Source organism: Streptomyces echinatus, from assembly GCF_014203595.1.
In the GTDB taxonomy this organism is placed as follows: domain Bacteria; phylum Actinomycetota; class Actinomycetes; order Streptomycetales; family Streptomycetaceae; genus Streptomyces; species Streptomyces echinatus.
Genome location: NZ_JACHJK010000004.1, coordinates 390,407 through 402,380 on the forward strand (window position 1 = coordinate 390,407; position 11,974 = coordinate 402,380).

Below are 11,974 nucleotides of genomic sequence, written 5' to 3' on the forward strand. Positions count from 1 at the left end.
AAAGACGGGGCCGGACGGCCGCGGGACCGCGGCGATCAGTAGCGACGCGTGATCAGCGCGCGCTTGACCTCCTGGATCGCCTTCGTGACCTCGATACCGCGCGGGCAGGCGTCCGTGCAGTTGAAGGTCGTGCGGCAGCGCCACACGCCGTCGCGGTCGTTGAGGATCTCCAGGCGCTGCTCGCCCGCCTCGTCACGGCTGTCGAAGATGAAGCGGTGGGCGTTCACGATCGCGGCCGGACCGAAGTACTGGCCGTCGTTCCAGAACACCGGGCAGGACGACGTGCACGCGGCGCACAGGATGCACTTGGTGGTGTCGTCGAAGCGCTCGCGGTCCTCGGCGGACTGCAGACGCTCCCGCGTCGGCTCGTTCGTCTCCTTGGTGACCAGGAACGGCATGACGTCCCGGTACGCCTGGAAGAACGGCTCCATGTCCACGACCAGGTCCTTCAGGACCGTCAGGCCCTTGATGGGCTCGACCGTGATCGGCTTCTCGGGGTTGATGTCCTTGATCAGGGTCTTGCAGGCAAGACGGTTCTTGCCGTTGATCCGCATCGCGTCCGAGCCGCAGATGCCGTGCGCGCACGAGCGGCGGAAGGTGAGGGTGCCGTCGAGGTCCCACTTGATCTTGTGGAGGCCGTCGAGGACCCGCTCCTTGGGGTCGATCTCCAGCTGGAAGTCTTCCCAGGCGGCCTCCGCCGAGACCTCCGGGTTGAACCGGCGGATCCGGAAGGTGACCGTGATGTAGGGGGAGTCGGCGAAGCCGGGCTCGGGCTGGCCGGCCGCGTCCGCCTTGTCCAGAACAGGGGTAGCCATCAGTACTTACGCTCCATCGGCTGGTAGCGGGTCTGGACGACCGGCTTGTAGTCGAGACGGACGGTTTCCGAGCCGTCGGCGCCGACCTCGCGGTACGCCATGGTGTGGCGCATGAAGTTGACGTCGTCGCGGTTCGGGTAGTCCTCGCGGTAGTGACCGCCGCGGGACTCCTTGCGGGCCAGCGCCGAGACGGCCATGACCTCGGCCAGGTCCAGCAGGTTGCCCAGCTCGATGGCCTCCAGCAGGTCGGTGTTGAACCGCTTGCCCTTGTCCTGGATCGCCACGTTCCGGTAGCGCTCACGCAGCTCGGCGATCTTCTCGACCGCCGTCTTGATCGTCTGCTCGGTGCGGAACACCATGACGTTGGCGTCCATGGTCTCCTGCAGCTCGCGGCGCAGGGTCGCCACCCGCTCGCTGCCGGTGGAGCTGCGCAGCCGCTCGATCTGCTCGACGACCAGGGACTCCGGGTTCTCCGGCAGCTCGACGAAGTCCGCCGTGTGGGCGTACTCGGCGGCGGCGATGCCAGCGCGGCGGCCGAAGACGTTGATGTCCAGCAGCGAGTTGGTGCCGAGGCGGTTGGCGCCGTGCACGGAGACACAGGCGACCTCGCCGGCCGCGTACAGACCCGGGACGACGGTGGTGTTGTCCGCCAGGACCTCACCCTCGACGTTCGTCGGGATGCCGCCCATCGCGTAGTGCGCGGTCGGCTGGATCGGGATCGGGTCCGTGTAGGGCTCGATGCCGAGGTAGGTCCGCGCGAACTCGGTGATGTCCGGGAGCTTGGCGTCCAGCTGCTCCGGCGGCAGGTGGGTGAGGTCCAGGTAGACGTGGTCGCCCTCGGGACCGCAGCCGCGGCCCTCGCGGATCTCGGTGTAGATGGAGCGGGACACGACGTCACGGGACGCCAGGTCCTTCATGACGGGAGCGTACTTCTCCATGAAGCGCTCGCCGTCCTTGTTGCGCAGGATGCCGCCCTCACCGCGGGCGCCCTCGGTGAGCAGGATGCCCATGCGCCAGATGCCGGTCGGGTGGAACTGGAAGAACTCCATGTCCTCCAGCGGCAGGCCCCGGCGGTAGACGGCGGCCTGGCCGTCACCGGTGAGGGTGTGCGCGTTGGAGGTCACCTTGAAGAACTTGCCGGTGCCGCCGGAGGCGTAGATCACGGACTTCGCCTGGAAGACGTGGATCTCGCCGGTGGCCAGCTCGTACGCCACGACACCGGCCGACTTCTTGACGCCGTCGACCTCGGTGATCAGCTGGTCCAGGACGTAGAACTCGTTGAAGAACTCCACGCCCTCCTTGACGCAGTTCTGGTACAGCGTCTGGAGGATCATGTGGCCGGTGCGGTCCGCGGCGTAGCAGGACCGGCGGACCGGCGCCTCGCCGTGGTTGCGCGAGTGACCGCCGAAGCGGCGCTGGTCGATGGTGCCGTTCGGGGTCCGGTTGAACGGCAGGCCCATCTTCTCCAGGTCGAGGACGGCGTCGATGGCCTCCTTCGCCAGGATCTCGGCGGCGTCCTGGTCGACCAGGTAGTCACCGCCCTTGACCGTGTCGAAGGTGTGCCACTCCCAGTTGTCCTCCTCCACGTTGGCCAGCGCGGCGGCCATGCCGCCCTGCGCGGCGCCCGTGTGGGAGCGGGTGGGGTAGAGCTTCGTCAGGACCGCGGTGCGGCTGCGCTTCGTCGCCTCGATGGCGGCGCGCATGCCCGCGCCGCCGGCGCCGACGATGACGGTGTCGTACTTGTGGATCTTCATGTTTCTCGCAGCCCCGTGCCTAGCGGATGTTCGGGTCGAAGGTGAAGATCACCAGCGTGCCCAGCAGGATGGTGAACACCGTGGCGGTGTAGAGCAGCGCCTTCAGCCACATGCGGCTGGCCGGGCGCTCCGCGTAGTCGTTGATGATCGTGCGCAGGCCGTTGGACCCGTGCAGCATCGCCAGCCACAGCATCACCAGGTCCCAGACCTGCCAGAACGGGGACGCCCAGCGGCCGGCCACGAAGGCGAAGCCGATCTTGGAGACGCCGCCGTCCAGGAAGAGCTGGATCAGCAGGTGGCCGAGGACGAGGACGACCAGCACGATGCCGGACAGGCGCATGAAGAGCCAGGCCGCCATCTCGAAGTTGCCCCGGGTCGACTTCGGGGTCTTCTTGGTGCGCTTGCGCGGGGCCTCGATCACCGGGGCCGGGTTGTCGACGGTGTAGACGGGGGCGCCCTCGACGGGGCCGACTCCGGACGCGGGGGATTCAGTGGTGGACATCGGCGTCAGCTCCCAACGAGGACACGGAAGGCGTGGCCCAGCACCGAGTAGACGGAGCCGAGCATCAGCACGACCCAGACGACGCCGACGACCCAGAACATCTGCTTCTGGTAGCGCGGGCCCTTCGACCAGAAGTCGACGGCGATGACGCGCAGGCCGTTGAGCGCGTGGAAGAGGATGGCGGCGACGAGGCCGTACTCCAGCAGCGCGACGATCGGCGTCTTGTACGTGGCTACGACCTTGTCGTAGTCCTCGGGTGAGACACGCACGAGAGCGGTGTCCAGCACGTGAACGAACAGGAAGAAGAAGATGAGGACGCCGGTGACTCGGTGAGCCACCCAGGACCACATTCCTTCCCGGCCGCGGTACAGCGTTCCAGCCGGCACGGAAGAACCCTCCGGGAGCGGGGACTAGGGCCGCGCCGGCTTGGGTGTCGGTCGGGCCCGGCCGGGTACGGTCCACCGGCCCTCAGCATCGTAGCGAGGCGCCGCGCCGTGCCTTACAGGGGGCCTACCTGTGTGATCAAACTGGCACGCGGTTGGGCTAGCCGGTGCCGCTGCCGGGGTGGGGTGTCGCTCATCTGCCGGGTGCGGGCGCGATGTGGCCGGTGGCACCGGCCCTCGCGCCTCTCAGCAGGGCCAGGAGCCGCCCCCGGGCCAGGCGGCGCAGCTCGTCCGCCGCCGTCACCCGCTCCTCCTCCGGATCGTTCGTCAATCGTGACCGGATCGCTTCGAGGATGCGGTCGATGACCTCGTCCGCGGGGACATCACCCAGATAGATGACGAACGCGTGTCCGAATCTGGCCTCGTAGGCGGCGTGTGCCGCGCTCAGGGCCATATGGGCCGCCGAGTATGTGTCCTCGGGGAGCTCGGGCAGCGACTCGCCCGCCAGGGCGTCCGCCAGATCGGCCGGCGAGAGGTCGTACGCCGCCTCGTCCGCCGCCGCCAGCAGGGCCGCCGGATCGGGGTAAGGGCGGTGCGCGGCGATCCGGTCGGACCAGCGCAGGCTGTGCAGGCAGTGCAGGAGAAGGGCGCGCGTCTCGTCCGCGGGGGCCGTGTTGAAGGCGTCGAGGGGCCGGGGGAGATACGGCAGGTGGTGGGCGGGCAGCGTGGGTCCTCGCGTCACATGTGGTGTGGCAGGGGATGGATGCTGTGAAATGTGTGTCGTCAGGTTATCGAGAGTGTTCAAGCTGTGTCCGAGGGATACCTGAATTTCACCCGGACGGGAGAGTTTCGGGTTGCTCCGGTGACCATCGGGTCCCGGATCGGTCGTACGTTGGCACGGTGACCCAGCACAGGCGCCGTGGCTCGACGCGGCAGGTGATACGGAAGCGGGCGGTGGTGGCCGCCGCGTTCGCCGGGACGGTGGCGCTCGGCACGGGCGTAGGCGTGTGGGCCTCGTCGGACGGGGGCGGCGGGACGCCGGAGGGGGGTGCGCGGCACTCGTCGTCCGGCCGGATCTCCGGCACCGGCGCCGATCCCGCGCGGCCGGGCACCCCGTCGGCGAGCCCCGGCCGGTCGTACCCGCTGTCCCGGACGCCGCGCACGATCCCCGCGGTGCGCTCCCACACCCCGGCGCGCGGCCCCGGCTGGCAGCCGCGCGGCGGCGAACGGGTGGTGGTGAGCGACCCGGCGCTGGCCGACGAGGGCCGGCTGATAGCGGGGGAGCTGGGGCTGACGTACGCGGGGGAGAAGGGCGACACGCGCGCCGGCGACGTGCGGCTCGCGCTCGGTGGCGGGGGCGGGAACCGGGAGTCGTACACGATGACCGTCCGGGACGGGCGGGTCGACATCAGCGGGCCCGGCGAGGCGGGCGTCTTCTACGGCACCCGCACCCTCAAGCAGGAGGTCCACGGCGGGGGCACCGCCCCGGAGGGCGTCGTACGGGACGAGCCGGCCAAGCCGGTGCGCGGGTTCATGCTGGACATCGCGCGCAAGCCGTACAGCGAGGCCTGGATCGAGGACCGGATACGCGAGCTGGGCGACCTGAAGTTCAACGAGCTGGGCCTGCACTTCTCCGACGACCAGGCGTTCCGGATCCAGTCCAGCACCCACCCCGAGATCGTCTCGCCGGTCCACCTGACCAAGGCACAGGTCAAGAGGATCGTGGACCTGGCGGACAGCCGGCACATCACCGTCGTCCCCGAGATCGACTCGCCGGGACACCTGGGCGCAGTCCTCGCCGCCCATCCGGACCTGCAGCTGCGCAAGGTGAACGGGGTGGCGACCAGGGGCGCGATCGACATCTCCAAGCCCGCCTCCGCGAAGATCGTCGACGATCTGCTGAACGAGTACGCCGGGCTGTTCACCGGCGGGCAGTGGCACCTCGGCGGTGACGAGTACCAGGCGCTGACGGTGCAGTCGCCGGGGGCCTCCTACCCGCAGCTGGCGGCGGCCGCCCGGCAGAAGTACGGATCCGGTGCCACCGTCGCCGACCTGGCCACCGGCTGGCTCAACGACCGCGCCGCCACCGTCCGCGCCCACCACCGGACGATGCGGGCGTGGAACGACGGCTTCTTCCGGGACACCTCCGTACGGCCCGCCAAGGACCTCCAGGTCGCCTACTGGACCGGGAAGGAGATCGGCGCCCGGCAGCCGGCGGGGTACCTGGACGCGGGGCGGAAGGTCATCAACTACAACGACGAGTTCCTCTACTACGTCCTCGGGCAGCCGCAGACCTTCGTCTACCCCACCGGGCAGCGCATCTACGAGCAGTGGAACCCGCGCGTGGTGCGCGGCACGAGCGCCGTACCGGCGCGCTACGACGGGCAGATCCTCGGCGGGACGTTCGCGGTGTGGGGCGACTTCCCCGACGCGCAGACCCAGGACCAGGTGGCCGCGGGCGTACGGATGCCGCTGCGGGCCACCGCGCAGAAGCTGTGGGACCCGGGCACGCCCGCGCTGTCCTGGGCCGACTTCAGAAAGCTGGCGGACCGACTGGGCTGAGAACGGGCTGGGCCGAGAACCGTCCGGGCTGAACCGGCTGGGCCGAGAACAGGCTGGGAAGGCGATGCCGGTCTCCGGCGCGGTCGGCATCGGGGCGGCCGTCCTCGCCGTCGTGGTGGTCGTCCGGCTGACCCGGATGCGGGAACGCACGGTCCTGTCGGGCGAACCGCCCGCGCCGCTCCATGGCTGAAAACCTGTGACTGTGACACTCCCGCGCCGTCGCACGCAGTAAGGGGAAGTGCGGGCTCCGTACCGGTCGGCGCCCTGGCGAGGGAGGCATTCATGAGCCTGGTGGACCTGATCGCGCAGGCCGACGAACGCGGACTGGCCGCCAGCGGGTTGGCTTGTTTGGATCGGTGTCTGCCGCTGCTGGGCGGCGACGACGACCTTCTGCGCCCCCTGTGGGCGAGCCTCGCCGACGGCTCCGACTGGGCGGGGAACCTGACGCGGGCCCGCGACGCGCTCGGCTCCGCGGGCGCCGCCGGTGACGAGGCCGCGCGGCTCGCCCGCCGCATGCTGGAGTCGGCCCCGGCCGAGCGCACCGCCGACGCGGTACGGCCCTGGGCGGACGCCTGCTCGGTCGACTCGCTGTCCATCCACCGGCTGCTCGACCCGGCCGCCGACGGCGGCCCGGCCCCGGACGGCACGGACGCCGGCCGGACGGGGGACCCGTCGGACCTGCCGCCGCTGGTCGCCGCCGAGCTGCGCCGCCAGGCCGCGGTCCTGGAACTCCTCGCGGGTCATGGCGCGCAGGGGCTGCGCGGCGCGCTGGAGGTGTCGGTCGAGGGCCGCAGGGTGCTGCGCGCGGTGGTCTCGCGGCGGGCGCGCAGCGCCGCGGAACCCGGGGCGTGAGGGGAACCTGTGACCTTCCTGCGGTGGACGTGGGGCGGTCCTGCGGCGGTTGGCCAAACGTCGGAGAAACGTTTCGAAACCCGGTGACGGAATCTCGCCCCGGCTCGCTCTTCCCTATGTGACAGCCCATGTGACAGCTCATGTGACAGACCGGCAGGACACCAGGCCGCACGCCGCGGCGAAACCCGCGCGGTGGGCGGGGGACGCGGTGGCGGCGATGCGCGAGGGCGCGCGGGTGCGGCTCGACTACTCGGCGCAGAGCCTGTGGCGGGTGGACCGGATGATCGAGGAGATACGCCGCGAGGGGCCGCCGTACGCGGCCGTCGAGAGCGCGCTGCGCGGCTTCGGCGCCTACGCCGGCGAGGTGATCGTCCGGCAGACCGGCGCCGAGTGGTGGGCGACCGGCGGCGAGCACTGGGTGCGCACCCCCGACGGCCGGCTGTGGGACCCGATCGAGGAGGCCCGCCGCTGCTACGGCGGCCACGGCTCGCTCCGGCTGCTGTGCCGCGACGCGACCGCCTCCGGCTGACCGGCCCCGGCGGGACCGCCTGCGGCCGGACCCGGTGACGGCTGTGACACTTCCGTCGGGGCCGACGCTGATGATCCTGGAGGGCGACGGACACGGCCGGAGCGTGCCGCAGCGTCAGGGAGACGCCACGCAGTGGCCAGGAACTCGGCACGAACGAGGACGGTCTTGGGCCAGGGAGGGGAACCCCGCCGCCCGCAGCCGCGGGACGAGGAGCTGGGCGCGGCCGTCGCGCGGGCCCAGGAGGGTGACGAGACCGCCTTCGCGGTGGCCTACCGGATCGTGCAGCCCGGCCTGCTGGGCTATGTGCGGGGCCTGGTCGGCGAGGACGCGGAGGACGTCGCCTCCGACGCCTGGCTGGAGATCGCCCGGGACCTCGGCCGGTTCCGGGGCGACGGCGCCGGCTTCCGCGGCTGGACCGCGACCATCGCCCGGCACCGCGCGCTGGACCACCTGCGCCGCCAGCGGGTACGGCCGCGGGCGGCACAGCTCGAACAGGACGCCCTGGAGCTGCCCGGCCGGCACAGCACCCACGACCAGGCCCTGGAGTCGCTGTCCACGGAACGCGCGCTGCGGCTGGTGCGCGCCCTGCCCCGGGACCAGGCCGAGGCGGTGCTGCTGCGGGTGGTCGTCGGCCTCGACGGCCCGGCCGCCGCCCGCGTCCTCGGCAAGCGTCCCGGCGCCGTCCGCACGGCCGCGTACCGGGGGCTGCGCCGCCTGGCCCGCCAACTGGGCGCCCCCGGCGCCGCGGACGACCGTGCCGGGGGTGTGACGGACGGCGGGCCCCCGACGCCGGGCGGGCCGGGATGAACGGCACCGGGCGTGGGACGTACACAAGGGCGGACGGCGCCCCGGCCGCGGGGTGCGGGGCGACGAGGACGGGAACGGACATGGGTGAACGGCACAGCGGCGACGGGCCACCCGGCCGCCGGCCCGCGCACCCCGGCGGTACCGCCGCCGCGCCCGGACCGGCCGACGCCTTCCGCGAGGTCTCCGGGCTGGAGACACGGTTCGGCGCCGCACTGTGCGCCGCGGGCGTCGACCCCGAGGCCGAGCGCAGCGCCGTGGCCGCCTTCCGGGAGGCCCGCGACGCGGGCGCGCACGACGCGCGGACCCGTGCCCGGGACGACTGGCGGCCCGGCCGGCCGGTCCGGACGGCCGGACCGGACCGGCCTGGACGGTGGCAGGTGACGACCGCTCACGGGGAGCCGTCGGGTCCGCCACCGCTCCCGCGCGCCTGAGCGGGACGGCCGTCGAGCCGGACACGCCGGCGGAGCCGCGCTCCGGGCGCGGTCAGGCAGGAGTCTGCTCCCCCCGCCGGTGCGCCGGGGGGCCGACGGTGGTGATGGCCGCCATGGGGCAGAGCTCGGCGGCCCGGTGAGCCGCGGCGTGGTGGGCGGGTGCCGGCTCCGTGTCGAGGAGGACCACCCGGCCGTCCTCGTCGCCCTGGTCGAACACCGCGGGGGCGGTCAGTGCGCACATCCCGGCGCCGACACATCGGTCACGGTCGACGGTGACGGTCAGGGGGACGGCCACCGGGCTACGCCTCGTCCCACGTGACGGGGAGACTCTGCACGCCGTAGACGTTCGTGCTGACCCGCAGCGGTACCTCCTCCGGGGGGACGGCCGGCCGCAGCGTCGGGAAGCGGGTGAGCAGGGCCGGGAAGGCGACGCCCATCTCGACGCGGGCCAGCTGCTGGGCCAGGCACTGGTGGGCGCCGTGGCCGAAGGCCAGATGCCCGGCGGCCTTGCGGCGCAGGTCGAGGCGGTCGGGCTCCGGGTACTTCGCCGGGTCGCGGTTGGCGGCCGGGAGAGAGACGACGACCGTCTCTCCGGCCTTGATCAGCCGGCCGCCGATCTCGACGTCCTCCAGCGCGGCCCGCAGCCCCAGTTCGGCGATGGTGAGATAGCGCAGCAGCTCCTCGACGGCCTGACCGGCGAGACTCGGATCGTCGCGCAGTGCGGCGGCCTCGTCGGGATTGCTCAACAGCGCGAAGGTGCCGAGCCCGAGCATGTTGGCGGTGGTGTCGATCCCGGCCGCCAGCAGGAGAAAGCCGACACCCAGCAGTTCCTCGTCGGTGAGGTCGCTGTCGGTGAGGTCGCTGAGTATGTCGTCGGTGGGGGAGGCGCGCTTGGCGGCCACCAGCTGTGCCAGGTACGCCTGGATCGTGGTGAACGCGGCCAGCTTGTCGTCCATGTCCCCGCTGAAGACCGCCGCGGCCTGCTCCTGGAAGGAGTTCCGGTCCTGGTACGGCACCCCCAGCAGCTCGCAGATCATGATCGCGGGGATGGGCTGGGCGAACGCGGTCACCAGATCCACCGGAGGGCCGGCCTTCTCCATGGCGTCCAGATGCTCGGCGGTGATCCGCTCGACCCGCTCGGTGAGCTGTTGCATCCGCCGGACGGTGAACTTGCCCGCCAGCAGCTTCCGGTAACGGCCGTGCCGGGGCTCGTCCATGTTGATGAACTCGCCGGGTGCCGCCGGGGGGATCTCCATGCCGCCCAGGTCCATGGACGGGTTGTGCATGAGCTCCTTGCGGGAGCTCAGCCGTGCGTCGGCCAGGATCGCCCGGCACACGGAATACCCGGTGGCCAGCCAGCCGACGTGTCCGTCGGGGAAGGTCAGCCGGCGCAGCGGCTGCTCCTCGCGTAACCGTGTCAGTTCGGCGGGCGGGTCGAAGGGGCGGCCCGTGCGGCGCTCGTCCGGCCGCGTCACCAGCTCGAAACGCTGCTCCGCGTCGGGGGCGGGGGACGTGGGCGGCGGAGGGTGCGGCGGTGCGGAGGGTGCGGGGGACACCGCCGGGTGAGAACCCTCAAGGGGTCGCTCTTCGGCTCCCCGGGACCGCTTCCCGCGCCGGTCGCTCTCCCGGACCGGAGTCCGCCGGAGCCGATGTCCCGGCCGTCGTCCCGCTCCGTCCGGACGTCGGCAGGATCCGGTTCAGCAGGGGGCCGGTCAACGCCGTGGTCACCACGGCCATGACCACCATCAGCGAGTACAGCGTCCCGTCCAGCAGGCCCAGTTCCAGCCCCAGACCGAGCACCACCAGTTCGGTGAGACCGCGCGTGTTCAACAGGGCGCCGAGCGCGGCCGCGGGCCGACGGCCGGACCCCCCGAGACGCGCCCCGAGGTACGCGCCGAGGAACTTTCCGGCCATGGCCGCCACGAGGATGGCCGCCAGGGCGCCGAGGTCCGCGAGGGCCAGCCCGGAGAGGTCGACCTTGAGCCCGGCCAGCGCGAAGTACACGGGCAGCAGGAGCAGCCTGGACAGCGGCTCCATCCGCTGCAGCGCGCCCTCGCTCAGGGTGCCGCCGCCGTCCCGCGGAACGACGGCGCCGAACAGGAACGCCCCGAAGATGTAGTGCAGGCCCATCCACTCGGTGCAGGCCGCCGACAGCAGGAGCCCGACCAGCACCAGGACCACGAGGTTCAGGTCCTCACGGTGCCCCGGGGATCCGGTGCCCCGGGCCTTCCTGCGCCTGCTCGCCTCGCTCGCCCTGCGGAGCAGGGGGCGGACCACAGCGATCATCAGGACGACGTACGGCACCAGCAGCGCGAGCCGCCAGTCGAGGTCCTTCCCCGTGGCCATGGCGGCCACCGCCGCCAGCATGATCCAGACCAGCAGATCGGTCATGGCCGCGCACGCCAGGGCGGTCGTGCCGATCCGGGTGCGGGTCAGCCCGCGGTCGGCGATGATCCGGGCGAGCACCGGGAACGCCGTCGCGGCCATGGCGACCGCGAAGAACAGCACGAATGCCGGGAGCGGGCCCTGCCGGTGCGCATCCGCCAGCAGCCAGGCGAGCCCGGCACCCAGAGCGAGCGGCAGCGCTGTCGAGAGGACGGTCGCCCACCCGGTGACCCGGCCGCGTCCGCGCAGGACACCCAGATCGATCTCCGACCCGACGGTGAACATGAACAGCGCGAGGCCCACACCGGCGAGCGTGCTGAGCAGGGGCCGCACCTCGGCGGGGAAGAGGGCGTCGGAGAGGTGCGCGCCGAGCAGGGTGGGCCCCAGCAGGATGCCGGCGAGTATCTCGCCGATGACCGCCGGCTGGCCCAACGCCCGTGCGGCCACCCCCAGAACACGCGCCAGGCCGAGGATCAGGGCCAGGTCGAGGAAGAGGGAGAGCGTCTGCGACGGCGTCACCGGGAGGGGTCTTCCTCGGCCCCCGGCGAGCTGCCGTCGGCCGGCCCGGGACCGGAAGTCCGGTTCTCGCCCGGCAGGACGACATGTGCGGTGCCCTTGGCCAGGTCGATGCGCGTCCGCGGCGGGGCGCCGTCGCCCTCCTCGTCACGGAGCACTTCCTGCAGCTGCTGCTGCTCCATCTCCACCAGCTTGTTGCCGTTGAAGATGAGGTTGAACTGGTCGAACGCGGCGCCGGTCACGGGGCGCCGCGCCCCGCTGCGCCGGAAGAGGATGCTGCGCCCCTTGAAGAAGCGCCGCAGGACCAGCTCCGTTCCGCAGCATATGAACAGTAACAACGCGAGCACGGGGAGAACGGCCCCGCTCCACACAGCCGATGACATTGACAAGCCCTCCTGCCGACGGGTCGAGACTATCCAGCAACCGGAATCCGGTTCT

The 11,974-nt window shown here is 72.0% G+C and carries 15 protein-coding genes; 6 read left to right on the forward strand and 9 right to left on the reverse strand.

Translation table 11 applies throughout. The features are described from left to right. Nucleotides 1-35 precede the first annotated feature (35 nt). The 5 genes from FHS34_RS14320 to FHS34_RS14340 all read right to left on the reverse strand — a co-directional run bounded on the left by FHS34_RS14320 (nucleotide 36) and on the right by FHS34_RS14340 (nucleotide 4,196). Nucleotides 36-815, reverse strand: coding sequence for a succinate dehydrogenase iron-sulfur subunit (locus tag FHS34_RS14320; protein ID WP_184964987.1), 780 nt, complete (start codon nucleotides 813-815; stop codon nucleotides 36-38). Beyond that, nucleotides 815-2,569, reverse strand: coding sequence for a succinate dehydrogenase flavoprotein subunit (gene sdhA, locus FHS34_RS14325; protein ID WP_184964989.1), 1,755 nt, complete (start codon nucleotides 2,567-2,569; stop codon nucleotides 815-817). Before sdhA ends, FHS34_RS14320 begins: the two co-directional genes overlap by 1 nt. 19 nt (nucleotides 2,570-2,588) lie before the next feature. Then, the gene (locus FHS34_RS14330) at nucleotides 2,589-3,071 is read right to left on the reverse strand and encodes a succinate dehydrogenase hydrophobic membrane anchor subunit (protein WP_184964991.1); all 483 of its coding nucleotides are present in this window, start codon (nucleotides 3,069-3,071) and stop codon (nucleotides 2,589-2,591) included. A 5-nt stretch (nucleotides 3,072-3,076) separates the two neighbouring features. Then, complete coding sequence (gene sdhC / locus FHS34_RS14335) at nucleotides 3,077-3,457, reverse strand: succinate dehydrogenase, cytochrome b556 subunit (protein ID WP_184964992.1); 381 nt, start codon at nucleotides 3,455-3,457, stop codon at nucleotides 3,077-3,079. A 190-nt stretch (nucleotides 3,458-3,647) separates the two neighbouring features. After that, nucleotides 3,648-4,196: a 2-oxo-4-hydroxy-4-carboxy-5-ureidoimidazoline decarboxylase gene (locus FHS34_RS14340; RefSeq protein WP_184964994.1), complete on the reverse strand. Its 549-nt coding sequence runs from the start codon at nucleotides 4,194-4,196 to the stop codon at nucleotides 3,648-3,650. A 158-nt stretch (nucleotides 4,197-4,354) separates the two neighbouring features. On the opposite strand from FHS34_RS14340, the gene FHS34_RS14345 reads away from it, so the two are divergent. The 6 genes from FHS34_RS14345 to FHS34_RS14365 all read left to right on the forward strand — a co-directional run bounded on the left by FHS34_RS14345 (nucleotide 4,355) and on the right by FHS34_RS14365 (nucleotide 8,635). Beyond that, a complete protein-coding gene (locus FHS34_RS14345) occupies nucleotides 4,355-6,016 on the forward strand; it encodes a beta-N-acetylhexosaminidase (protein WP_184964996.1) in 1,662 nt (553 codons plus the stop codon). A 64-nt stretch (nucleotides 6,017-6,080) separates the two neighbouring features. Beyond that, complete coding sequence (locus tag FHS34_RS43440; RefSeq protein ID WP_263978425.1) at nucleotides 6,081-6,206, forward strand: hypothetical protein; 126 nt, start codon at nucleotides 6,081-6,083, stop codon at nucleotides 6,204-6,206. Between the two features lie 92 nt (nucleotides 6,207-6,298). Further along, entirely contained in the window at nucleotides 6,299-6,868 is a 570-nt protein-coding gene (locus FHS34_RS14350) for a hypothetical protein (protein WP_184964998.1), read from the forward strand. 142 nt (nucleotides 6,869-7,010) lie between these two features. Beyond that, nucleotides 7,011-7,397 (forward strand): hypothetical protein, encoded by a 387-nt coding sequence (locus tag FHS34_RS14355; RefSeq protein WP_184965000.1) that lies wholly within the window; start codon nucleotides 7,011-7,013, stop codon nucleotides 7,395-7,397. A 165-nt stretch (nucleotides 7,398-7,562) separates the two neighbouring features. Beyond that, nucleotides 7,563-8,204, forward strand: a complete 642-nt coding sequence (locus tag FHS34_RS14360; RefSeq protein WP_184965002.1) for an RNA polymerase sigma factor — start codon at nucleotides 7,563-7,565, stop codon at nucleotides 8,202-8,204. Between the two features lie 80 nt (nucleotides 8,205-8,284). Then, entirely contained in the window at nucleotides 8,285-8,635 is a 351-nt protein-coding gene (locus FHS34_RS14365; protein ID WP_225817583.1) for a hypothetical protein, read from the forward strand. Between the two features lie 52 nt (nucleotides 8,636-8,687). Here the strand turns inward: FHS34_RS14365 and FHS34_RS14370 are convergent, their stop codons facing one another. The 4 genes from FHS34_RS14370 to FHS34_RS14385 form a co-directional block, all read right to left on the reverse strand. Beyond that, on the reverse strand, nucleotides 8,688-8,930 hold the full coding sequence (locus FHS34_RS14370) for a ferredoxin (RefSeq protein WP_308288309.1): 243 nt from the start codon (nucleotides 8,928-8,930) through the stop codon (nucleotides 8,688-8,690). A gap of 4 nt (nucleotides 8,931-8,934) precedes the next feature. Continuing rightward, nucleotides 8,935-10,113 (reverse strand): cytochrome P450, encoded by a 1,179-nt coding sequence (locus tag FHS34_RS14375; RefSeq protein ID WP_184965315.1) that lies wholly within the window; start codon nucleotides 10,111-10,113, stop codon nucleotides 8,935-8,937. Between the two features lie 94 nt (nucleotides 10,114-10,207). Beyond that, nucleotides 10,208-11,539 carry a cation:proton antiporter gene (locus FHS34_RS14380; RefSeq protein ID WP_184965004.1) on the reverse strand — a complete coding sequence of 444 codons (1,332 nt, stop codon included), beginning with the start codon at nucleotides 11,537-11,539 and terminating at the stop codon, nucleotides 10,208-10,210. Further along, nucleotides 11,536-11,919 (reverse strand): DUF6191 domain-containing protein, encoded by a 384-nt coding sequence (locus tag FHS34_RS14385; protein WP_184965006.1) that lies wholly within the window; start codon nucleotides 11,917-11,919, stop codon nucleotides 11,536-11,538. The genes FHS34_RS14380 and FHS34_RS14385 overlap by 4 nt, the downstream gene beginning before the upstream one ends. Between the last annotated feature and the right edge of the window lie 55 nt (nucleotides 11,920-11,974).